18 protein-coding genes are annotated in these 20,960 nt (G+C 74.0%); 10 read left to right on the top strand and 8 right to left on the bottom strand.

Annotated features, from left to right (window positions below):
• Positions 1 to 230: 230 nt before the first annotated feature.
• The 3 genes from BLR33_RS07715 to BLR33_RS07705 form a co-directional block, all read right to left on the bottom strand.
• Positions 231 to 1,373, bottom strand: coding sequence for a HAMP domain-containing sensor histidine kinase (locus BLR33_RS07715; RefSeq protein ID WP_093783530.1), 1,143 nt, complete (start codon positions 1,371 to 1,373; stop codon positions 231 to 233).
• Complete coding sequence (locus BLR33_RS07710) at positions 1,370 to 2,083, bottom strand: response regulator transcription factor (protein WP_245771243.1); 714 nt, start codon at positions 2,081 to 2,083, stop codon at positions 1,370 to 1,372. The genes BLR33_RS07715 and BLR33_RS07710 overlap by 4 nt, the downstream gene beginning before the upstream one ends.
• 70 nt (positions 2,084 to 2,153) lie before the next feature.
• Positions 2,154 to 2,876, bottom strand: coding sequence for a spermidine synthase family protein (locus BLR33_RS07705; RefSeq protein WP_245771286.1), 723 nt, complete (start codon positions 2,874 to 2,876; stop codon positions 2,154 to 2,156).
• A gap of 157 nt (positions 2,877 to 3,033) precedes the next feature.
• On the opposite strand from BLR33_RS07705, the gene BLR33_RS07700 reads away from it, so the two are divergent.
• Positions 3,034 to 3,945: a class I SAM-dependent methyltransferase gene (locus BLR33_RS07700; protein ID WP_093783528.1), complete on the top strand. Its 912-nt coding sequence runs from the start codon at positions 3,034 to 3,036 to the stop codon at positions 3,943 to 3,945.
• A 446-nt stretch (positions 3,946 to 4,391) separates the two neighbouring features.
• On the top strand, positions 4,392 to 6,809 hold the full coding sequence (gene lon, locus BLR33_RS07695; protein WP_093783527.1) for an endopeptidase La: 2,418 nt from the start codon (positions 4,392 to 4,394) through the stop codon (positions 6,807 to 6,809).
• A 190-nt stretch (positions 6,810 to 6,999) separates the two neighbouring features.
• Here the strand turns inward: lon and BLR33_RS07690 are convergent, their stop codons facing one another.
• Positions 7,000 to 7,893: a lysozyme gene (locus tag BLR33_RS07690; RefSeq protein ID WP_093783526.1), complete on the bottom strand. Its 894-nt coding sequence runs from the start codon at positions 7,891 to 7,893 to the stop codon at positions 7,000 to 7,002.
• 187 nt (positions 7,894 to 8,080) lie between these two features.
• Here BLR33_RS07690 and BLR33_RS07685 point away from each other — a divergent pair, with 187 nt between their 5' ends.
• Entirely contained in the window at positions 8,081 to 8,587 is a 507-nt protein-coding gene (locus BLR33_RS07685; protein ID WP_093783525.1) for a MarR family winged helix-turn-helix transcriptional regulator, read from the top strand.
• A 177-nt stretch (positions 8,588 to 8,764) separates the two neighbouring features.
• Here BLR33_RS07685 and BLR33_RS07680 read toward each other — a convergent pair whose 3' ends face one another.
• Entirely contained in the window at positions 8,765 to 9,523 is a 759-nt protein-coding gene (locus BLR33_RS07680; protein ID WP_093783524.1) for a hypothetical protein, read from the bottom strand.
• Between the two features lie 411 nt (positions 9,524 to 9,934).
• On the opposite strand from BLR33_RS07680, the gene BLR33_RS07675 reads away from it, so the two are divergent.
• Genes BLR33_RS07675 through BLR33_RS07655 form a run of 5 tightly spaced genes read left to right on the top strand, consistent with a single transcriptional unit; the run spans position 9,935 to position 15,419 of the window.
• Positions 9,935 to 12,670: an ATP-binding protein gene (locus tag BLR33_RS07675; RefSeq protein WP_093783523.1), complete on the top strand. Its 2,736-nt coding sequence runs from the start codon at positions 9,935 to 9,937 to the stop codon at positions 12,668 to 12,670.
• Complete coding sequence (locus tag BLR33_RS07670) at positions 12,667 to 13,167, top strand: roadblock/LC7 domain-containing protein (RefSeq protein ID WP_093783522.1); 501 nt, start codon at positions 12,667 to 12,669, stop codon at positions 13,165 to 13,167. The genes BLR33_RS07675 and BLR33_RS07670 overlap by 4 nt, the downstream gene beginning before the upstream one ends.
• Positions 13,167 to 13,577 carry a DUF742 domain-containing protein gene (locus tag BLR33_RS07665; RefSeq protein ID WP_093783521.1) on the top strand — a complete coding sequence of 137 codons (411 nt, stop codon included), beginning with the start codon at positions 13,167 to 13,169 and terminating at the stop codon, positions 13,575 to 13,577. Before BLR33_RS07670 ends, BLR33_RS07665 begins: the two co-directional genes overlap by 1 nt.
• Positions 13,558 to 14,166, top strand: coding sequence for a GTP-binding protein (locus tag BLR33_RS07660; RefSeq protein WP_093783520.1), 609 nt, complete (start codon positions 13,558 to 13,560; stop codon positions 14,164 to 14,166). The genes BLR33_RS07665 and BLR33_RS07660 overlap by 20 nt, the downstream gene beginning before the upstream one ends.
• Before the next feature lie 17 nt (positions 14,167 to 14,183).
• Entirely contained in the window at positions 14,184 to 15,419 is a 1,236-nt protein-coding gene (locus tag BLR33_RS07655; protein ID WP_093783519.1) for a styrene monooxygenase/indole monooxygenase family protein, read from the top strand.
• Positions 15,420 to 15,487: 68 nt separating this feature from the next.
• Here the strand turns inward: BLR33_RS07655 and BLR33_RS07650 are convergent, their stop codons facing one another.
• From BLR33_RS07650 to BLR33_RS07640, 3 genes are all read right to left on the bottom strand, one after another.
• Complete coding sequence (locus tag BLR33_RS07650; protein ID WP_245771242.1) at positions 15,488 to 16,705, bottom strand: C40 family peptidase; 1,218 nt, start codon at positions 16,703 to 16,705, stop codon at positions 15,488 to 15,490.
• A 279-nt stretch (positions 16,706 to 16,984) separates the two neighbouring features.
• The gene (locus tag BLR33_RS07645) at positions 16,985 to 18,607 is read right to left on the bottom strand and encodes a chitinase (protein WP_093783517.1); all 1,623 of its coding nucleotides are present in this window, start codon (positions 18,605 to 18,607) and stop codon (positions 16,985 to 16,987) included.
• A 235-nt stretch (positions 18,608 to 18,842) separates the two neighbouring features.
• Positions 18,843 to 19,094, bottom strand: coding sequence for a hypothetical protein (locus BLR33_RS07640; protein ID WP_093783516.1), 252 nt, complete (start codon positions 19,092 to 19,094; stop codon positions 18,843 to 18,845).
• Positions 19,095 to 19,293: 199 nt separating this feature from the next.
• Between BLR33_RS07640 and BLR33_RS35605 the strand changes: the two genes are divergently transcribed.
• Positions 19,294 to 19,593 carry an MSMEG_0570 family nitrogen starvation response protein gene (locus tag BLR33_RS35605; RefSeq protein WP_218136623.1) on the top strand — a complete coding sequence of 100 codons (300 nt, stop codon included), beginning with the start codon at positions 19,294 to 19,296 and terminating at the stop codon, positions 19,591 to 19,593.
• Positions 19,590 to 20,909, top strand: coding sequence for an MSMEG_0569 family flavin-dependent oxidoreductase (locus tag BLR33_RS07635; protein ID WP_218136622.1), 1,320 nt, complete (start codon positions 19,590 to 19,592; stop codon positions 20,907 to 20,909). Before BLR33_RS35605 ends, BLR33_RS07635 begins: the two co-directional genes overlap by 4 nt.
• Positions 20,910 to 20,960: the final 51 nt, after the last annotated feature.

The following is a 20,960-nucleotide window of genomic DNA, read 5'->3' as shown; positions in this document are numbered from 1 at the left end:
GCCCTCTTCCGCTTCACAAGATGGTGGACAGCGGGAATAAAGGCTACGCCTTCGGAACCCCAAGATGCAGTTTAGGGGACCGGTCGTCGCGCAAGTCACACGCGCGGGCGGGTTTCGGTGCGATACGTGGCGGGAAAGTGGTCCCTCTTGGGGGTTGTCCGGCCAGTGGTCTATGCCAGCGGTCCGCCCTGTGTGCTCCGGGTGTCCGCAGGGCGAGACGCCCGGCGGCGTCAACGCGACGCCTCGGGCGCTCCCGGGAGGGTGACGTGGATGCGGCAGCCGCGGGGGGATTCGGCCACCTCGATCCGGCCGCCGTGCAGGTCCACCGCCCAGCGCGCGATGGCCAGGCCCAGGCCCGTGCCGCCGTCCCGACCCGGGTGCGAGCCGCGGTGGAAGCGCTCGAAGACGCGTACCCGGTCCGCCTCGGGTATGCCCGGGCCCTCGTCGCGCACTTCGAGGTCGAGGCTGCCGGGCGTCGGTCCGCCGCGGGCCCGCACGGTGACGCGGCCGCCGGGCGGGCTGTGCTTGACCGCGTTGTCCACCAGGTTCGCCACCACCTGGTGCAGCCGCTCCCCGTCCGCGTAGGCGACCAGCTCCGGCGGTGAGACGTCCAGGTGCAGCGGCACGTCCGCGCGCGGCCGGGAGCGCGAGACGCTCCCCGTCCTGCCGTCCATGCCCAGGCTCGCCGTCTTCAGCACCGCCGACAGGTACGGCCACACCTCGAACCGCTTGGCGTCCAGCCGCACCGCGCCGCTGTCCAGCCGGGACAGGTCGAGCAGCTGGCTGACGAGCTTGCCCAGCCGCTCGGTCTGCTGCAGCGCGAGCCGCATCGTCTCGGGGTCCGCCGCCGAGACGCCGTCCACGACGTTCTCCAGCACCGCCCGCAGCGCGGCGATCGGGGTGCGCAGCTCGTGTGAGACATTTGCCACCAGCTCCTTGCGGTGCCGGTCGGCGGCGGCCAGGTCGGCGGCCATCCGGTTGAAGGTCTCGGCGAGCTCGCCGACCTCGTCCCTGCGGGCCTGGGCCACCCGGCGGCTGTAGTCGCCGCCGGCCATCGCCCGGGCCACCGCGGTCATCTCCCGCAGGGGCGCGGTCAGGTTGGTGGCCACGATCTGGGTGATCAGCAGGGAGGCGATGATCGAGAAGATCGTGATCACCCGGGTCGAGGTGGCCGAGTGGATCGCCACCAGGACCAGCAGCGTGGTGATCATCACGGAGGCGATCACCAGGGCCTGCAGGGCGGCCTTGATCGAGCGGGCGGGGTCCCAGGGGCGCAGCGCCTCCCACAGCCGGGCGATCCAGCCGCGCACCGCCACCCGCAGCCGCGGCCACAGCCGCCGCCGCAGCGTGCGGCCGGCGCCGGAGGGTGTCATGGCGCGGGGGTCTCCAGGGCGTAGCCGACGCCGTGCACGGTGCGGATGCGTTCGGCGCCGATCTTCCGGCGCAGCGCCTTGACGTGGCTGTCCACGGTGCGGGTGCCGGAGGCGTCGGTCCAGTCCCACACCTCTGCGAGCAGCTGCTCGCGGGAGAGCACCGCGCGCGGCTGCTGCGCCAGGCAGACCAGCAGCTCGAACTCGGTCGGGGTCAGGTGCACATCGCTGCCGTGCACCCGCACCCGGCGCTGGGCGTGGTCGATCTCCAGGTCGCCCAGGTGGATGCTGGCGCTGCGGCTGGTCTGCGCGGCGCTCGCGGCCCGCTCCATCCGGCGCAGCAGCACGTGCACCCGCGCGGCCAGCTCGCGCATGGAGAACGGCTTGGTCATGTAGTCGTCGGCGCCGACCCCCAGACCCACCAGCATGTCGGTCTCGTCGTCGCGCGCGGTGAGCATCAGCACCGGCACCGGCCGGTCGGCCTGCACCCGGCGGCACACCTCCAGGCCGTCGTAGCCGGGCAGCATCACGTCCAGCACCAGCAGGTCGGGGTGCCAGGCGTGGGCCGCCTCCACCGCGGAGGGGCCGTCACCCGCCGTGCGCACCTGGAAGCCCTCGGCCTGCAGCCGGGCCGCGATCGCCTGCACTATCGTCTGGTCGTCCTCGACCACCAGCACCCGGCGCTGCGCGCCCGTCGTCTGTGCGCTGTCCACTACCGCCCCATACAAGTCGTCCCGTTACCGGCAGCGTACGGGGCGGGCAGCTGCCATGACTATGACGCCTTTACGCCTTGACGGCTATGTGCACGACGTCCGGGACGCCGCGCCGCACCGGCACTTCCAGCGTGCGCACCCCCGTGAAGCCCGCCCTTCGCAGCGCCGCCTCGAAGGCGGTCGAGGGCTGTGCCGACCAGACGGCGAGCACGCCGCCCGCAGTCAGCCGCTCTCGGCAGTCGAGGAGGCCACTGGGATTGTAGAGATTGCCGTTGTTCTCAGTGACTGTCCAGTCCGGGCCGTTGTCGATGTCCAGGCACAGCGCGTCGAAGCGGTCCTCGGTGGTGCGCAGATGGACCGTCAGATCCTCCTGGACCAACTGCACACGCGGGTCGGCCAGTACGTCGCCGACGTACGGCGCGAAGTGGCCCGCGCGGTGCCAACCGACCACCGCGGCCTCGCGTTCCACCACGGCGATGCGCTCCCAGCGCGGCTCGGCCACCGCCCTGGCCAGCGAGAAGCCCACCCCCAGGCCACCGATGAGCACGCTCGCGCCCGCGCGGCCGGCGGGCAGCGCGGCCAGGGCCGCGTCGACCAGCAGCCGCTCGGAGCGGCCGTCGGCGGTGTCCATCAGGAAGGTGCCGTTGGCGATGATCTCCAGCCGGCCGCCGTGCCGGCGCAGCACCGCCTCGCCGTAGGGGCCCTGCCGCCGGTCCAGCACCTCGGGCCGCTCCTGCGGGTCGCCGTCCCAGCGGTCCGGAGGGGCGGGAGCGGGAAGGTAAAGGTCGTCCATCGCAGCCATGACCCCATTTTGACCGACCCGCGGTGAACCCATGGGCGCCCGTCGGCCGCCGATCCACCGGAGGTTAACCTTCCGTACCGGAGGACTTCCGGCGATCTGTTCCCGCAGTCGGCCCGCTGCCGCGGGGCACCGGCGTAGGTTCCGCCCCATGTCTTCCCTCCTCAGGAACCCGGTGGCCAAACGCCTGCTGCGGCCGGCCGCCGCACTGGTGGACCAGCGCGTGCAACGGCCGGTGAACCGGCTGCGCAAGGAACTGGACTCGCTGCGGCGGGAGGTGCACGAGCTGCGCGGCAACGAGTACGCCGTCAGCCTGCTCTTCGACCGCACCGGGCGCAGCGGCCCGCGCCTGCCCACCCCGGCCCAGATCGACCGGCTCGTCGCCGAGGTGGCCCAGGTCAGCGGCGCCGACCAGGCAGCCGCCCGGCGCAACGTCACCATCGCCTTCCGCAACGTGATCGCCCTGGAGGCGCTGGCGGTCGGCCGGCTCGCCGGCTCCACCCAGAACGTGTGCGGCAAGCTCGCCACCGTCCCGCTGCTCTCCCCGCCCAACGCGCAGGTGCTGGAGATCGGCACCCTCTACGGCCTGTTCTCCGCGACCCTGCTGCGCATGCTGCACCGGGCGGGCATCGAGCCCGAGCTGACCATCGTCGACCCGCTGGCCGGCAGCCAGTTGCAGCCCGGCGGCCTGGAGGGCCTGGACCCGACCGGCACCCCGGTCCGCGTGGACGTGGTGCGCGCCAACCTCGCCCTCGGCGGCAAGGCCGGCGAGCGGGCCCGGGTCGAGGTCGGCTTCTCCGGCGACCCGGAGGTGCGCTCGGCGGTCTCCGACCGGCAGTACGGCGTGATCGTGGTCGACGGCGACCACTCCGCGCGGGGCGTCACCGAGGACCTGGAGTGGGCCGAGGAGATCGCCGCTCCCGGCGCCGTGGTGGTCCTCGACGACTACGGGGACAGGAAGTGGGCCGGCGTGCAGCAGGGGGCTGACGCGTACCTGGCCGGAGCGACGCGGTTCGAGCTGATCGGACGGGTGTCCACCTCGGCCTTCCTGCGCGCCCGCTAGCTCCGCTGGTGCGGGGGAATTCCACCGCCCTTGTGCGCGCTGCGCCCCTCATGCGCTCCCGCTTGCACGGCTCATTGCGCCCTGCCCCCGCCCGGGCCGCTCCTCCCGGCCGTCGCCGGACCGTCCGCCTCCTACGGCTTGTCGCGCAGTTCCTCCCCCAGAGCCTCGTCTGGGGTACCCCCAACGCCCCTGGGGTTGCGCAGGGCTCGCCCTGTGCGCCAAGGGCAAGGTGTTTCGAGGGGTGCGGGGAACTGCGCGACCGGCCATCTGCCGGGTGCAACCCGGCGACGAGACGGAACCGTTACGGCGGGTAGCCGTGCCCCACCCCTAACTCCCCTGCGGCGGCTTCGCTGACGGCGAACGGCAACCCCGGGAACCCCGGGAACACCGGCGGAGCCGATCGCATTGAGTCTGGTGTACTCAACTTGCTTGCAAAGGGAGCGATCATGGCGTTTGAGCCGCAGAGTTCCAACCTCACCCTCCCCGTACTGCCCCTCGACGGTGAAGTGGTCCTGCCCGGCATGGTGGTGCCGCTGGACCTGACCGACAGCGAGGTACGGGCCGCGGTGGAGGCCGCCCAGGCGGCCCACTCGGGCAGCACGTCCGGCAAGCCGCAGGTGCTGCTCGTCCCCCGGATCGACGGGAAGTACGCCGCCGTGGGCACCCTCGGCACCGTGGAGCAGGTCGGCCGGCTCTCCGACGGCGACCCCGGCGCCGTGATCCGCGGCCGCTCCCGGGTGCGGATCGGCGCGGGCACCACCGGCCCCGGCGCCGCGCTGTGGGTGGAGGGCATCCTGGTGGAGGAGCCCGCGCCCCAGGAGGCGCCCGGCACCGTGGCCGAGCTGATGAAGGAGTACAAGGCGCTGGCCACCAGCTGGCTGCGCAAGCGCGGCGCCTGGCAGGTCGTGGACCGCGTCCAGCAGATCGACGACGTGAGCCAGCTCGCCGACAACTCCGGGTACTCGCCCTTCCTGTCCGTCGAGCAGCGGGTGGAGCTGCTGGAGACCGCCGACCCGGTGGCCCGGCTGCGGCTGGCCACCCAGTGGCTGCGCGACCACCTGGCCGAGCAGGACGTGGCGGAGCGCATCCGCAAGGACGTCCAGGAAGGCATGGAGAAGCAGCAGCGCGAGTTCCTGCTCCGCCAGCAGCTGGAGGCCGTCCGCAAGGAGCTGGCCGAGCTGAAGGGCGACCCGGAGAACGAGAGCGACGACTACCGCGCCCGCGTCGAGGCCGCCGACCTGCCGGAGAAGGTCCGCGAGGCGGCCCTGAAGGAGGTCGAGAAGCTGGAGCGCTCCTCGGACGCCTCCCCGGAGGGCTCCTGGATCCGCACCTGGCTGGACACCGTCCTCGAACTGCCGTGGAACACCACCACCGAGGACACCTACGACGTGGCCGGCGCGCGGGCGGTGCTCGACGCGGACCACGCGGGTCTGGACGACGTCAAGGAGCGCATCACCGAGTACCTGGCCGTCCGCAAGCGCCGGGCCGACCGCGGCCTGGGCGTGGTGGGCGGCAGGCGCGGCGGCGCCGTGCTGGCGCTGGTCGGCCCGCCCGGTGTCGGCAAGACCTCGCTGGGCGAGTCGGTGGCCCGCGCGATGGGCCGCAAGTTCGTCCGGGTGGCGCTCGGCGGCGTGCGGGACGAGGCCGAGATCCGCGGCCACCGCAGGACGTACGTGGGCGCGCTGCCCGGCCGCATCGTCCGCGCGATCAAGGAGGCCGGGTCGATGAACCCGGTGGTCCTGCTCGACGAGGTCGACAAGGTGGGCTCGGACTACCGGGGCGACCCGGCGGCCGCGCTGCTCGAGGTGCTGGACCCGGCGCAGAACCACACCTTCCGCGACCACTACCTGGAGGTCGAACTCGACCTGTCCGACGTGGTGTTCCTCGCCACCGCCAACGTGCTGGAGGCGATCCCGGAGCCGCTGCTGGACCGTATGGAGCTGGTCCGGCTGGACGGCTACACCGAGGACGAGAAGGTCGTCATCGCCCGGGACCACCTGCTGCCGCGGCAGCTGGAGCGGGCCGGGCTGGAGGCGGACGAGGTGAGCCTGCAGGAGGACGCGCTGCGCCGGCTGGCGGGCGAGTACACCCGTGAGGCGGGCGTGCGCACCCTGGAGCGGACCATCGCGCGCATCCTGCGCAAGATCGCCGCCAAGCACGAACTGGGCGAGCAGAAGCTGCCGTTCACGGTGGGCGCCGACGATCTGCGGGCCCTGATCGGCCGGCCGCACCACGTGCCGGAGGCCGCCCAGGACCCCGAGGAGCGGCGTACGGCGGTGCCCGGCGTGGCCACCGGCCTCGCGGTCACCGGCGCGGGCGGCGACGTCCTGTACATCGAGGCGTCGCTCGCCGACCCGGAGACGGGCGGCTCGGGCCTGCAGCTCACCGGTCAGCTGGGCGACGTGATGAAGGAGTCGGCGCAGATCGCGCTCTCCTTCCTGCGCTCGCGCGGCGCCGAACTGGAGCTGCCGGTGGGCGACCTGAAGGACCGCGGGGTGCACATCCACGTGCCGGCCGGCGCGGTGCCCAAGGACGGGCCGAGCGCGGGCGTCACCATGACCACGGCCCTGGCCTCGCTGCTGTCCGGCCGCCGGGTGCGCCCGGAGGTCGCGATGACCGGTGAGGTGTCCCTGACCGGTCGGGTGCTGCCGATCGGCGGGGTCAAGCAGAAGCTGCTGGCCGCGCACCGGGCCGGGATCACCACGGTGGTGATCCCGAAGCGCAACGAGCCGGACCTGGACGACGTCCCCGCGGAGATCCTCGACGCGCTCGACGTCCACGCGGTCAGCGACGTCCGCCAGGTGCTGTCGCTGGCCCTGGAGCCGGCCGCCACGGCCGCCGAAGCAGTGCCTGCGGCGGCCTGACGGGGGCTTGATGCGGGGGCAGCCCGGCCCCGTCCGCCCCACGGCGTCCGACGTCCTCACGAGGACGTCGGACGCTCGGCGCGCGGTTCCCCTCCCGGAGCGAAATCCGGGGGAGGAACCGCGCGTTCGGCTGTGTCCGGGGACGGGGTGGAGGGGGGCAGCCCGGACGGAACCCCGTGGTTCCGGGCCGTCAGCCCAGGGCGAGCGCCTGCAGCCGGGAGAGGTCTCCGTTGAAGTAGTCCTGGTCGCCGGGGAACGTCCCGGCGTCCGCGTACTGCCAGAACGTGTAGTACCCGTAACCCGCCGGGAGGGTCCCCGCCGAGGACGCGTACTTCGCGATCCAGAACGGGCTCGTGGTGGCGAAGCCGCTGTTGTTGCCGGTGCAGGTCGACCACCAGTCGTACGTGGAGTAGATCACCGGGTAGACGCCCTCACGCGCGTGGTACTCGTTGGCGAACGCGTGGATCCAGCTGACCATGCTCGCCTGGCTGAGGCCGTAGCAGGTGGCGCCGTAGGGGTTGTACTCGATGTCGAGCGCGCCCGGCAGGGTCTTGCCGTCGGCGGACCAGCCGCCGCCGTGGGCCACGAAGTAATCCGCCTGGGCGGCGCCGCCGGAGGTGTCCGGCGTGGCGAAGTGGTAGGAGCCGCGGATCATCCCGACGTTGTACGACCCGTTGTACTGCTGGGTGAAGTACGGGTTGGTGTAGGTCGTGCTCTCGGTGGCCTTCACGTACGCGAACTTCGCGCCGTTCGCCCAGGCCGTCGACCAGGCGACGTTGCCCTGGTAGCCGGAGACGTCCATGCCGGGGGTCTGCGCGGCCATCGGGACCACCGTGGTGCCGCCCGCGGTGGAGGTGGTGGACGACCCGCTGCCCTCGTGGGCCGGGATGGTGGAGCCCATCCAGTCGAGTTCGGGGTGGGTCAGGTGGCCGGATCGCGCGCCCGAGGTGCCCGCGGCGGCGTGGGCGGCGCCGGGCGCGGTGAACGCCAGGGCGATGGCGGTGAGGAACAGGCCGGCCAGGACTGCCAGTCTGGTACGGGCCGAGCCGGTGCCGTGCACGACGGAGAAGACTCCGTGGGACATGCGTGCCTCCAGTGGGGGACTCGGCATGACCTTGGGATGGTCATGACAGAAATGACCGTACGGTGGGGCCGGGGGCCGTGGAAGAGGGGCCAGGAACCGCCGTTGGTCTACGCCTGCGAAATACTTGACGTGCTGCGGAAACCACCGTCCGTGAAGAGAACTTTCAGCCGTTGAAAGCGGGGCCGACGTGACCCAACAGAACCGAGCCGCACCCGGGACCGGTGGTGGGGGCGGAACCGGTGGTGCGCCGGCGGTACACACCGACGCGACCCAGGGCGCGGCGGCCGCCGTGGAACGGGAACTGACGGTGCTGCTGCGCCGCGCCCGGGCGGCCTCCGGCGAGCTGGCCCGTGCGGTGCACCCCGAACTCGAGCCGGCCGCCTACGGGTTGCTGGTCCGCCTGTCCGAGGTCGAGCCCGAGCGGGCCACCGAGCTGGCCGCGTACTTCGGCGTGGGCAAGGCCACGATGAGCCGGCAGCTGCGGGCGCTGGAGGAACTGGGCCTGGTCGCCCGGGAGCAGGACCCCACCGACGGACGCGCGTACCTCATGCGGATGACGGAGGAGGGCCGGGAGCGCTTCTCGCGCGTGCGCACCGCCCGCCGCCAGCGGTACCTGGACCAGCTGGCCGCCTGGGAGCCCGAGGAGGCGCTGGAGCTGGCGAGGCTGCTGCACCGCTTCAACGAGCTGGGCTGAGACTCGGGGAGCCGGGGAGCCGGGAAGTCCGGTGGGCGGGCGGAAGGGGCCGGGCGGCCGCCGACGGGCCGTCCCGGGCCTGTCGGCGGGCTGTCCGCAGGCAGTCGGCAGCCGGTTCACGGGCTGTCCGCGGCCCGTCCTCGGGCGGGGCCGGGCCTGTCGGCCACCGCGGCGGCGTCAGAACTCGGCGAGCAGCACCGTCGCGTCGTCGTGCGCCTTGCCGGGCGGCGGGGTCCGGGTGGTCTCCAGGGCGCGCACGCGGGCGATCAGGGCCCGCGGGCCGCCCTCGCGCAGCAGCGCGAAGACCGAGGACCAGTCGTCGGCCCGGAAGTGCTCCACGGACCGCGTGGCGCCGTCGGTGAGCGCGGCCAGCGCCCGCACCCGCTCGCGTGGCACGCGCCCGGTGACCGCGCGGGCGGACACCTCCGGGTCGGCCGCCGCGGTGAAGAAGCCGCCCTCCAGATTCCGCAGCGGGGCCACCCGCAGGCCCTGCGCCTGCAGCCGGTCGATCCGGTCGTCCAGCACCGCCTCGACCCCGCCCCGCGGGTCCTCCAGCAGCAGCACGGAGTCCGAGAGGACCAGGTACTCCAGCTCCGCGTCGTCCCAGCGGGCCGTCACCACCGTGGCCTGCGGGGTGAGTCGGTGAGAAAGATCACACGTGGTCCGGTGCGCCTCCGCCGTACGGGAGATCGCCGCCGACAGGCACTCCGCGAGCGCCAGGTCCCGCCGCGCGGCGGCGAGTTCGAGCAGGGCGCCGCCGAGCCGGGCGGTGAACCACGGGACCGAGTGCACGCAGCCCCCGTTGTCCGGCGGCGGCGTCACGCCGTCCAGCAGCACCAGCGCCCCGCCGCTGCCGCCGGCGGGCAGCGCGGCGGACACGTAGTCCTCGTTGGGCACCTCGGCCCGGCCGGGCTCGGTCGCCGTCTCGATCCGCATGGGGCCAGTCTGGCAGCCGCGTGATCGCGGCCGCCGTCCGGCGCCGGGCGGCCGCACGGCGGCGTCCCGCGGGGGCCGCGTGAAGGGGATGTGAGCGGCCGCGGGATTGGTCCGGACCGCAGGACGGCCGGGATGTGCGGGCGCATCCTGCCAAAGCCCGGGGCGCCCGCGCCAGGACCGTCCGCGCCGGCGGCCCGCTGCCGGACTTGTCGGTCAACTCACCTGTGCGATTCACTCGTTCGAGTGTCCGGGGGAGGGACGTCTGGCCCCCTTCCCGTCGCGGCTGCAAGGGTCGGAGCACTCCTGCACATGCCCGGGGACCGGCCCCGGAGCCCATGCGACACGTGATTGCGAGCACCGACAGTGCGTGAACGACGTCCACGGCGCCGGGAACGGCGGGTCAGGCAGCGCATGCTCGGCTGCCTGGTGGGGTGCGCGGCCATCCTCCTGGCGGCCGCCGCCCCAGGCGTCGTCCTCGCGGCCGACGACCTGTCCGCCGCGCAGGACCGGGTCGGCGCCGCCGACCTCGCCACGAAGGCCACCGCGCTGGCCCACAGCCTCGCCGACGAGCGGGACGACCTGGCGGCCGCCGAGGCCGCGGGCCACCCGGCGCTCACGGCCGGCGACAAGGACCGCACCGACCAGCAGGCCCAGGACCTCGCCGCGGGCGCCCACGGCGACCTGCACACGGCCCTGGCCGGCCTGCCGGCCGCCCGCAGGGCCGCCCTGGCGGCCAAGGACCCGCAGGGCGTGGTGAACGCCTACCAGCCGCTCGCCGACGCGCTGGGCCGGGCCGTGGAGCCCGTCACCGCCACCCTGGCCCGCGCCACCGCGGCCGCCGCCCTCCAGCGCGGCCTGCTGGTGGCCGCGCTCACCGGGCACGGCGGGCAGAGCGGGCCGGTGGCCGCCGCGCAGACCGCGCGGCTGCAGGAGCGGGCCGCCCTCGCGGAGTTCCGGGGCACCGCCCCCGCCGCCCTGCGGTCCCGCTGGGACCAGACCGTCACCGGCGCCGACACCGACGAGGCCGACCACGACCTCGACCGGCTGCTGGACGGCCCCGAACTCACCTCGCACGACCGCGACCTGAGCACCTCAAAGGTCAAGTCCGCGCTCACCACCCGGATCGGCCTGATGCGGGGAGTGGAGGCGTCCGCCGCCGCCGACGAGGCCAAGGCCGCCCGCGCACACCGCGATCACGTGGTCACCGTCCTCGAACTGCGCTGCGCCCTGGCCCTGCTGTGCCTGCTGCTCCTCGTCGGCGTGCTCGCCACTCTCTTCCGCGGCCTCACCCGGCCGCTGGCCGCCCTGCACCGCTGGTCCCGGTCCGACCCGGAGAGCGGCGAGGGCGCCCGGGTCGTGGGCGCCGACGAGTTCGCCGTCATCGCCCGCCGGATCAACGCGCTCACCCAGGAGGCCCAGGCCCTGCGCGGCCGCGCCAAGGAGCTGACCCAGGCCCGTACCGCGGCCGCGGCCGCGCACGCCGCCCTGGCCGCCGAGCACCGCGCGGCACTCCAGGCGAACACCGAGCTCCAGCGCACCCGCGACGACCTGATGCGCTCGCGCGAGGAGATCGCCGGGCAGCTCACCGACGCCACCGCGCGCAACGCCGTGCAGGTCGCCTACGTCAACCTCTCGCTGCGCACCCTCGGTCTGATCGAACGGCAACTCGCCGTGATCGAGGGCATGGAGGAGCGCGAGCAGGAACCCGAGCGGCTGGACCTGCTCTTCCGGCTGGACCACCTGGCCACCCGGATGCGGCGCAACAGCGAGAACCTGCTGGTGCTCGCCGGCACCGAGCACAGCCACGGCGCCACCGCCAGCCCGATCGCCCTGGTCGACGTCGCCCGCGCGGCGATCTCGGAGGTCGAGCGGTACGAGCGGGTGCGCATCCAGTCCGTGCCCGAGGCGCAGGTGGCCGGACGCGCCGCCGACGACATCGGCCACCTGATCGCAGAACTCCTCGACAATGCCGCCGCGTTCTCCGCGCCCGGCTCCGACATCCACCTCAGCGGCTGGGTGATGCCCGGCGGCGGCGAGGTGATGCTCACCGTCGAGGACTCCGGCATCGGCATACCCCCGGACCGGATGGCCGAGCTCAACGCGCTGCTCGCCGACCCCGATCCGCCGGCGCCCGGCACGGTCGTCGGGCTCGGCCTCTACGTGGTGGCCCGGCTGGCCCACCGGCACGGCATACGCGTCCAGTTGCGGCCGCAGGAGGCGGGCGGCACCACCGCGGTCGTCGTGCTGCCGCAACTGCTGCTGCCCTCGATCGACCCGCACTCGGCGGTCGTCCCGCCCCGGCACGAGGCACCGCCCCGCCGCGACCCGAACGGCTTCACTCAGGAGCCGGGCGGCTTCACGGCGGAGCCGGCCGTGTCCGCCCAGCAGAGCGAGGCGCTCGGCGCGGAGCGGTTCGGACTCGCTGCGGGGGAGGGCGCCTTCGGGACCGGGGGAGCGGAACTCACCGCGGAGAGCGGTGCGTACGGCTCGGAGGGGGCCGGGTTCGCCACGCAGGGCGGTGGGTTCGGCCCGGACGGAACCGGCGTGGGCGCGCAGGGCGGTGGATTCGGCTCCGAGCAGGCCGGGGCCGACACGCAGGGCGGTGGCTTCGGCTCCGACGGTGCCGGGCTTCCCGCGGAGAGCGGTTCTTTCGGCACGGAGGGGGCCGGACTCGCCGCCGAAGCGGGCCCGTTCGCGCCGTCGCCTGCCCCCCTCCCGCCGGAGGCGCGGCCCTTGGCGCCCGAGCCGGCCCGGTTCGGGGCGCAGGCCGAGCCGTTCACGGCAGAAGCGCCACCCGCGCCTGTCGTGCCGTCGCAGGCGCGGCCGGTGGTGCCGCAGCCGCTGCCGCCCGAGCACGCGCGGGCCGACCAGCAGCCGGTGCGGGCCGAGGTGCCGCCGCAGGGCGGCCCGGCCGCACGGGAAGCGGCGGCGGGTCCCGCGCTTCCCAAGAGGACCAGGGCGGCGGGCGGGGTGCGGTCGGTGCGGCCCGCCGCCGAACGGGCGCAGCGCAGCGCCCCGTTGGACGCCGAGAAGCTGCGGCGCAAGCTGGCCGGCCTGCAGCAGGGCCTGCGGGACGGCCGCAGGGACGCGGAGTTGGAGACGCCGGGGCGCACACCGCCCGGGAGCATCGAGGAGGCGACCCGTTGAACGCGGTCGGCACACAGAACGCACTGAGCCACGAAGCACGCAACCTCCAGTGGCTGCTGGACAACTTCGTGGGGGAGGTGCCGGGGGTCCACTCGGTCGCCGTGGTGTCCTCGGACGGGCTGCTGCTGCTCGCCTCGGAGCCCAAGGGCGCCGACGAGGGCCGCGGCAGGGCGCCGCGGTCCGCCGGCGGGCCCGGTCGCGTCACCGAGGCGCGGATGGACCTGGCCGCGGTCGTCTCCGGCCTGGCCTCGCTCACCTTCGGCGCCGCACGGCTGATGGACGGCGGCAAGGTGCGGCAGACCACGGTGGCGATGGAGGAGGGCATGCTCTTCGTCATGGCGATCAGCGACGGCTCGCTGCTGGGGGTCCACACGGACGCGGAGTGCGACACCAGCGTCATCGCGTACCAGATGTCGCTCTTCGTCGGCCGGGCCGGTCACGTCCTCACGCCCGCCATCCGGGGGGAGTTGCGGCAGGCCATGGACAGTGCCCGCTGATGCGGGCGGACTCGCCGGCGCAGCCGCTGCCCCGGCGCGGGAAGGACCGCAGGACGTCCCGGGTCCGCCCCTACGCGCTCACCGGGGGCCGGACGCGATTCGGACACGTGCTGCTGGTCGAGACTTTCGTGGCTACGATCGATCGTCCGGACGAACCGTCCGCCCTCCCCAGGGGTGGTCGGCCGGAGCGGGTGGTGCCCGAAGTGCGCGCGATCGTCGACCTGTGCCGCAGACTGCGGTCGGTGGCCGAGGTGTCCGCGCTGCTGCGGATACCGCTCGGTGTCGTCCGGGTCCTGATCAGCGACCTGGCCGACCAGGGAAGAATCCGCGTGTACGGTACCGGGCACGGGCCCGGAGGCCCCGACCGCGCGCTGCTCGAAAGGGTGCTCAGTGGACTACGCAGGCTTTGACCAGCGGGAGGGCCTGCAGGACTGGCAGGATCCCCGCGTCCGTGCACCCATCTCCACGAAGATCGTCGTGGCCGGCGGGTTCGGCGTGGGCAAGACCACGTTCGTGGGCGCCGTCTCCGAGATCACGCCGCTGACCACCGAGGCGGTGATGACGCAGGCCAGTGAGGCGGTGGACGACCTGGCGTCCACCCCGGAGAAGGTCACCACCACCGTGGCCATGGACTTCGGCCGGATCACGCTCGACAAGGACCTGGTGCTCTACGTCTTCGGCACGCCGGGGCAGCAGCGCTTCTGGTTCATGTGGGACGACCTGGTGCGCGGCGCGATCGGCGCGGTGGTGCTCGCCGACACCCGCCGGCTGGCCGACTGCTTCCCCGCGCTGGACTACTTCGAGAGCAGCGGCCTGCCCTACACGGTCGCGGTCAACCAGTTCGAGGGCACCGCCGCCTACAGCTCCGAGGACGTCCGGGACGCGCTCGCCGTGCCCTCGCACATCCCGGTGCTCGTCATCGACGCCCGCAAGCGGCACTCGGTGGTGGACGCCCTGCTCGCCCTCGTCACGCACGCGCTGGCCGAAGACCCGCTGTAGGCCGGTGGGGTGCCCGCATGCGCAGTGTCCTCATCGTCGGAGCCGGCCAGGCCGGGCTCCAACTCGCCCTGGGGCTGCAGGCGCAGGGCCACGACGTCACCGTGCTGACCGACCGCACGGCGGACGAGATACGCACCGGCCGGGTGATGTCCACCCAGTGCATGTTCGCCACCGCTCTGGGCCACGAGCGCGCCCTGGGGCTGGACTTCTGGGCCGACCAGGCGCCGGACCTGGTGGGCCTGGGGGTTTCGGTGGCCGAGCCCGGCGGCGGCCGCGCGACCGACTGGCTCGGCCGGTTCACCGCCCCCGCCCAGTCGGTGGACCAGCGGGTGAAGATGGCCGGCTGGCTGGAGACCTTCGCCGAACGCGGCGGCCGGGTCGTGGTGCACGCGGCTTCCGTCTCCGACGTGGACTGGTTCGCCACCGCCTACGACCTGTGCCTGGTGGCCGCCGGGCGCGGCGAGCTGGTCTCCATGTTCGCCCGGGACGCCGCCCGCTCCCCGCACACGACCGCCCAGCGCGCCCTCGCCGTCGCCTACGTGCACGGGCTCGGCCCGCGCCCCGAGCACCCGGGGACGGACGCGGTGCGCTGCAATCTGGTGCCGGGCGTGGGGGAGTTGTTCGTGATCCCCGCGCTGACCACCTCGGGGCGCTGCGACATCCTCTTCTGGGAGGCGCTGCCCGGCGGGCCCGCCGACATCTTCCAGGGCGTGCGCGATCCGGACGAACACCTGCGGCGGACACTGGAGTTGATGGCCCGGCACGTGCCCTGGGAGTACGAGCGGGCGGCCGCGGTGGAGCTCACCGACGCCGGCGCCACCCTGACCGGCCGCCTGGTGCCGACGGTCCGCCGCCCGATCGCCGAACTGCCTTCCGGCGGCCTCGCGTTGGGCGTCGCGGACGTGGTGGTGGCCAACGACCCGATCACCGGCCAGGGCGCCAACAACGCGGCCCGCTGCGCCGCCCACTATCTGGCGGCCATCGCCGGGCACGGCGAGCGCCCCTTCGACCGGGCCTGGATGCAGGCGGCCTTCGACGGCTTCTGGGCCGTGGCCGAGCCCGCCACCCGCTGGACCCACGCGATGCTGGCGCCGCCGCCCGCGCACGTGCTGGGGCTGATCGGCGCCGCTGGTGAACTCCAGCCGGTCGCCGACCGGTTCGCCGACGGCTTCGACAACCCCGCCGACTTCGACGACTGGTTCTACGAGCCCGAGCGCGCGGCCGCGTACCTGGCGCAGGTGCGGGCGGGCTGAACCGCCCGTGCCCGCGGCCCCGGTGGCGACCGGGCCGGCCCCACCCGGGTTATCGGCCCACGGGGCGGCTAGGAGCCGTCTCCCGGGCCCTCAGCCGCCCGGTCGGCGTCCCCGGCGTTCCCCTGGGGGCTCCCTTCGGAGGAAGCCTGCGCGCCGATCGGGGTGGGCGCCTCCGCGTTCTTGGGGATGGGCCTGGGGGTGTAGTCGCGCAGCGGGCTGCTGCCGGAGTCGGGGCGGACCGCGCCGAGGATCGGGTTCGCCGCGATCGGCGAGACCTTGACGTACGAGCCGGGGCGCGGGGCCTGGATCACCAGGCCGTCGCCGATGTAGAGGGCGACATGGGTGGCGCCCTTGAAGTAGACCACCAGGTCGCCCGGGCGCAGGAGCTGGAGCGGCACGTGCGGCAGCTTCGCCCACTGCTCCTGGCTGGTGCGCGGGATCGGCACCCCGGCGTGCGCCCACGCCTGCGAGGTGAGCCCCGAGCAGTCGAAGGCGTCCGGGCCCTGGGCGCCCCACTGGTAGGGCCGGCCGAGCTGGTCGAAGGCGTAGCCGATGGCCCGGTCGCCGGCGAGCGAGGGCGCCCGCAGCGCGGGGTCGTCGCCGAGCGCCTTGGCGTCCATCAGCCGCGTCTGCGCCTTGTCGTCGTCGCTCTGCTCCAGCGCCTGGAGCTGGTCGATCTGCACGCCTGTCAGCCCGGCGAGCATGCCCTCGACCTCGGAGAGCCGGCTCTGCACGTCCTTCTTCTTTGCGGCGGCCACGCTCTGCGCGTGCTCGGCCTTGTCCAGGGCGCGCTGGGCCGAGGTGTTGAGCTTCCTCAGCCGGCTCTCGCCCGCGGTCAGCCGCTTCACCTCGGCCTGCTGCTGCCCGGCGAGCTGGCCGAGCACGTGCCGCTGCCCGAAGAAGTCCTGCGGGGTCTGCCCGGTGAGCAGCGACAGGTAGGGCGAGACGGCGCCGTCCCGGTACATCTGGCTGGCCATCAGGCCGAGCCGGGTGCGGCTGCCGTCCACCGCGACCTTCTGCCGGGCGAGCTTCGCGTCGGCCGAGCGGGCGGCGGCGCGCAGCCGGTCGGCGTCGGCCTTGGCCTTGTTGTACGCCTCGGTGGCGGTCTCGGTCTGCTGGTAGGCGCTCTGCAGCCGGGTGAGCAGGTCGGCCAGCGGGACGGCGGACCCGGCCGCGGAGTCGGTCGTGCCTGCCGCGGAGCCGGCGGACGGGTCGGACGGCTGGGCGGAGGCGCGCTGGGCGGCGGGCAGCGCCAGTGCGGCGGCGGCCAGCAGGCTCCCGCACATCACCGCTGACCTGACGCGCCGTGACCCGGGCCGGCGGGCGGCTGACATCTCCTCATCTCCCCTCAACCCGTGGGCACCAGGCTGCCGCCCTGGAGAGAAGCATGAATCGTCATATCTTCGACAGGGTCACTAGCCGAAACCGCCCACAACGGTCACTCGCACGAGTGAGTGTCGCATCCGTCCCCCGCGTCACCGAAGCACCTCGCGGCCTTCCGCGCGCCGCGGGCCGGCCACCGCACGCACGGTGGCCGGCCCGCCGGGGAGCGGTCTTCGGCCGGGTCAGCCGAAGTAGCTGTCGAAGTTGTGGCTGAACTCCCAGTTCCCGAAGCGGTCCCAGTTGACCGACCAGGTCATCAGGCCGCGCAGGGCGGGCCAGGTGCCGTGCGTGGTGTAGCCGCCGCAGTTCGTCTTCTTCGTCAGGCAGTCCAGTGCCTGGTCCACCTGGGTGGGCGCGGTGTAGCCGTTGCCGGCGTTCACCGAGGCGGGCAGGCCGATGCCGACCTGGGAGGGGGCCAGCGCCGGGAACATGTTCGCGGTGTTGCCCGCCACGGGGAAGCCGGTGAGCAGCATGTCCGTCATCGCGATGTGGAAATCGGCGCCGCCCATGGTGTGGTACTGGTTGTCCAGGCCCATGATCGGCCCGGAGTTGTAGTCCTGGACGGTGAGCAGCGTGAGGTCGTTGCGCAGGGCGTAGATCACCGGCAGGTAGGCGCCGCAGCGCGGGTCCTGGCCGTTGAACGGGCCGGAGCCGTAGAACTGGTAGCCCATCTGCACGAAGAAGGTCTCCGGGGCCATGGTGAGCACGAAGCTGCTGCCGTAATGGGCCTTGAGGGTCTTCAGGGCCGAGATCAGGTTGACGATCACCGGTGTGGTGGGGTTCTTGAAGTCGGTGTCACCGCTGTTCAGCGAGAGCGAGTGGCCCTCGAAGTCGATGTCCACCCCGTCCAGGCCCCACTGGTCGATGATCGACTCCACCGAGGAGACGAAGTTGTCGCGGGCGGCGGTGGTGGTCAGCTGGACCTCGCCGTTGGCGCCGCCGATGGAGAGCAGCACCTTCTTGCCCGCCGCCTGCTTGGCCTTGATCGCGGCCTTGAAGTCCGCGTCGGACTCCACCGAGGGGCACTCGGTGGCCGAGCAGCGGTTGAAGTGGATGGTGCCGGAGGTGGGGGAGTCGGTCTCGCCGAAGGCGAGGTCGATGATGTCCCAGTCGGCGGGCACGTCGGCCAGGCGGGTGTAGCCGGAGCCGTTGGCGAAGGTCGCGTGGAGGTAGCCGACCAGGGCGTGGGTGGGCAGGCCCTGGGAGGGCGGCGAGGTCGGGGGAGAAGTGGGGGGCGTGGTCGGCGGCGTTGTCGGAGGGGATGTCGGAGGCGAGGTCGGCGGGGTCGTGGTGCCGCCGCCCGGGCCCTGCAGGGAGATGTCGTCGGCGAGGTAGGCGGGCTGGCCGTACCAGCCGTGCACGAAGACCTTCGCGGTGGTCTGGGTGGCGCCGGTGGTGAAGGAGACGCTGAGCGGGGCGTACGCGCCGTTGGTGCCCGGCGTCCAGGTGGAGGCGCCGCCGTCGACGCCGAGGTAGACGTAGGAGCCGTTGACCTGCGCGGTCAGCGAGTACGTGGTGTTCGGGGCGACCGTGACGTTCTGGGCGCACTGGGCGGTGGCCGAGGCGCTGGGCGTGCCCTGGAGGGCGTGGCTGCCGGTGTGCGCCTGGCTGACGACGGCGGTGCCCGCGTCGCAGGTCCAGCCGGAAAGAGTGCCGGACTCGAAGCCGCCGTTGGTGAGGAACTCGCCCGCGGTCGCCGAGGGGGCGAGCGCGACCAGGCCACCGACGGCGAGGGCGGCGGCGAGCGCGGTGGAGGCGGCGGCGATGGTGCGTCTGCGGACCGGGCCGCGCGGTGCGGTGACCATGGGGGGAGCTCCTTCTGACGGGGCGTTGCCAGGCGCCGACAGGGGCATGTCACCCGGTAGCAAACAGGTCCAGACCAATCACGTCAATGGTCCGCACCAGGATTCGGCGCCGGGAGCGCTGTCCGCGCGGCGGGCGGGGACGCGCTCCGGCGGCGCCGCGGGGCCGGGCCCGGCGCCCGGTCCGGGCCCGCCGCCGCCCTGCATACGGCGCCGTAACGCCCACCGCGACCCCCGTTCAGGGCCGCTTCGACCACGGCCAGCGCGGGCGGTCGGGGTGCGGCCTGCCTTCCGGGTCGTGCACGTAGGCCCAGCGGGTGCGGCCCCTCCCGGGCGCGCGGTGGTAGACGTGCACGGTCTCCGGGCCGCCCTCGGGTGCGGGCACGGGCACGCGGTAGTCCGGCGGGGGCTGGCCCGTCATGCCGGTGACGACCTCCAGCACGCGGCCGTCCAGCGGCCCGCCGACGAACTCGGTCTCCTCGTGTCGCACCGGCCCAGGCTCCCACGCCCGCCGCCGGCGCCGCCCGCCGCCACGCCTGGCCCGCCGCCCTCACGCACGGTGAGGATTCCGTAACGCGTCTTTAGTCCCGATGACTTCGATCGGCAACGCCCGCTGGCTGAAGTGGTCCTCACACGCCGCAGCCGACGGCTCTCCCCGCCACCGGCCGCGTCCCGCATGGAGGACAGGCATGCCCGAGCTCTACGTCCACGTGCGCTGGCCCGACGGACGGACCCAGCGCTGCTACTCGCCGTCCACTGTAGTGGAGGACCACCTCACCGCGGGCGCCCGCTACGAGGTCGCCGACTTCGTGGCGCGCAGCCGCGCCGCGCTGGGCGAGGCGAGCGAGCGGGTCCGCGCGAAGTACGGCTTCGCCTGCACCGCCGCGGCCGAACAGCTCGCCCGTATCGAGGAGTCGGCGGCCGCCTACCCGCCCGGTGCGCAGATGACCGTGGAGTCGCTGGTCAACCCGGACGGGAGCCCGCGGTGACCGCCCCGCCCCGGCTCGCCGGCGGGCACTGGCCGGTGGCGGTCGTCGGCGGCGGCCAGGCCGGGCTGTCGGCCAGCCACCACCTCACCCGGCGCGGCATCGGGCACGTCGTGGTGGAGGCCCACCGTGTCGGCCACGAGTGGCGCGCGCGCCGCTGGGACTCCTTCTGCCTGGTGACGCCCAACTGGCAGTGCCGGCTGCCCGGCTTCCCCTACCGCGGCGGCGGCCCGGACGGCTTCATGGTGCGCGACGAGATCGTCCGGTACCTGGAGGACTACGCCGCCTCCTTCCAGCCGCCGCTGGTGGAGGACACCACCGTTACCGCGCTGCGCCGGCTGCCCGGTGGCGCCTTCGAACTCGGCACCAGCCGGGGCACCTTCACCGCCGACCAGGTGATCGTGGCCACCGGGCCCTACCACACGCCCAAGGTGCCGCGGCTGGCCGAGCGGCTGCCCGCGGACCTGGTCCAGCTGCACTCCTCGCAGTACCGCAACCCCGGCGCCCTGCCGCCGGGCGCGGTGCTGGTGGTCGGCTCCGGCCAGTCCGGCGCCCAGATCGCCGAGGATCTGCACCTGGCCGGGCGCCGGGTGCACCTCGCGGTCGGCGGCGCGCCCCGCGTGGCCCGCTTCTACCGCGGCCGGGACTGCGTGGCCTGGCTGGACGAGATGGGCCACTACGACCGGCCGGTCGACGAGTTCGACGACGCCGAGGCGGTGCGGGTCCGGGTCAACCACTACGTCACCGGCCGCGACGGCGGCCGCGACATCGACCTGCGCGCCTTCGCCCGCGACGGCATGCGGCTGTACGGGCACCTCACCGGCGCCGAGGGCGGCCGGCTGGAGTTCGCCGCCGACCTCGCGGCGAACCTCGACCGGGCCGACGCCGTCGCGGAGTCCATCAAGGACGCCATCGACCAGCACATCGCCGCCCGCGGCCTCGCCGCCCCCGACGAGGCCCGCTACGTGCCCGTCTGGCGGCCGGGGCCCGGCCACCCCAGGACGCTGGACCTGGCCGCCGAGGGCGTCGCCGCCGTGGTGTGGGCGACCGGCTTCCGCCGCGACCACACCTGGATCGGGGTGCCCGTCTTCGACGGCCGCGGCTACCCCATGCATTGGCGCGGCGCCACCAGCTGCCCCGGCCTGTACTTCCTCGGCCTGCCCTGGCAGCACACCTGGGGTTCGGGCCGCTTCGAGGCGGTGGGCCGGGACGCGGAGTTCCTCGCCGACCACATCGACGCCAACCGGCGGCTCGCCGACGTCTGCGGCACCCTCACCGGCGCCCCGACCTCGCTGGCCCCCGCCCTGCCCGCGGGCTGACACCGCCGGCCCCGCCCGCCCACCGCCCACTCCTGCCCAAGTCCCGCCCAA

The sequence above is a fragment of the Actinacidiphila guanduensis genome, from assembly GCF_900103985.1.
GTDB lineage: Bacteria > Actinomycetota > Actinomycetes > Streptomycetales > Streptomycetaceae > Actinacidiphila > Actinacidiphila guanduensis.
This window is presented reverse-complemented; position numbering and strand designations above follow the sequence as displayed.

Excerpts from the sequence above, each read along its gene's own strand:
- BLR33_RS07715 (WP_093783530.1), bottom strand. The coding sequence starts at position 1,373 with ATGACACCCTCCGGCGCCGGCCGCACGCTGCGGCGGCGGCTGTGGCCG.
- BLR33_RS07705 (WP_245771286.1), bottom strand. The coding sequence starts at position 2,876 with ATGGACGACCTTTACCTTCCCGCTCCCGCCCCTCCGGACCGCTGGGAC.
- BLR33_RS07700 (WP_093783528.1), top strand. The coding sequence starts at position 3,034 with ATGTCTTCCCTCCTCAGGAACCCGGTGGCCAAACGCCTGCTGCGGCCG.
- lon (WP_093783527.1), top strand. The coding sequence starts at position 4,392 with ATGGCGTTTGAGCCGCAGAGTTCCAACCTCACCCTCCCCGTACTGCCC.
- BLR33_RS07690 (WP_093783526.1), bottom strand. The coding sequence starts at position 7,893 with ATGTCCCACGGAGTCTTCTCCGTCGTGCACGGCACCGGCTCGGCCCGT.
- BLR33_RS07680 (WP_093783524.1), bottom strand. The coding sequence starts at position 9,523 with ATGCGGATCGAGACGGCGACCGAGCCCGGCCGGGCCGAGGTGCCCAAC.
- BLR33_RS07675 (WP_093783523.1), top strand. The coding sequence starts at position 9,935 with ATGCTCGGCTGCCTGGTGGGGTGCGCGGCCATCCTCCTGGCGGCCGCC.
- BLR33_RS07665 (WP_093783521.1), top strand. The coding sequence starts at position 13,167 with ATGCGGGCGGACTCGCCGGCGCAGCCGCTGCCCCGGCGCGGGAAGGAC.
- BLR33_RS07655 (WP_093783519.1), top strand. The coding sequence starts at position 14,184 with ATGCGCAGTGTCCTCATCGTCGGAGCCGGCCAGGCCGGGCTCCAACTC.
- BLR33_RS07650 (WP_245771242.1), bottom strand. The coding sequence starts at position 16,705 with ATGTGCGGGAGCCTGCTGGCCGCCGCCGCACTGGCGCTGCCCGCCGCC.
- BLR33_RS07645 (WP_093783517.1), bottom strand. The coding sequence starts at position 18,607 with ATGGTCACCGCACCGCGCGGCCCGGTCCGCAGACGCACCATCGCCGCC.
- BLR33_RS35605 (WP_218136623.1), top strand. The coding sequence starts at position 19,294 with ATGCCCGAGCTCTACGTCCACGTGCGCTGGCCCGACGGACGGACCCAG.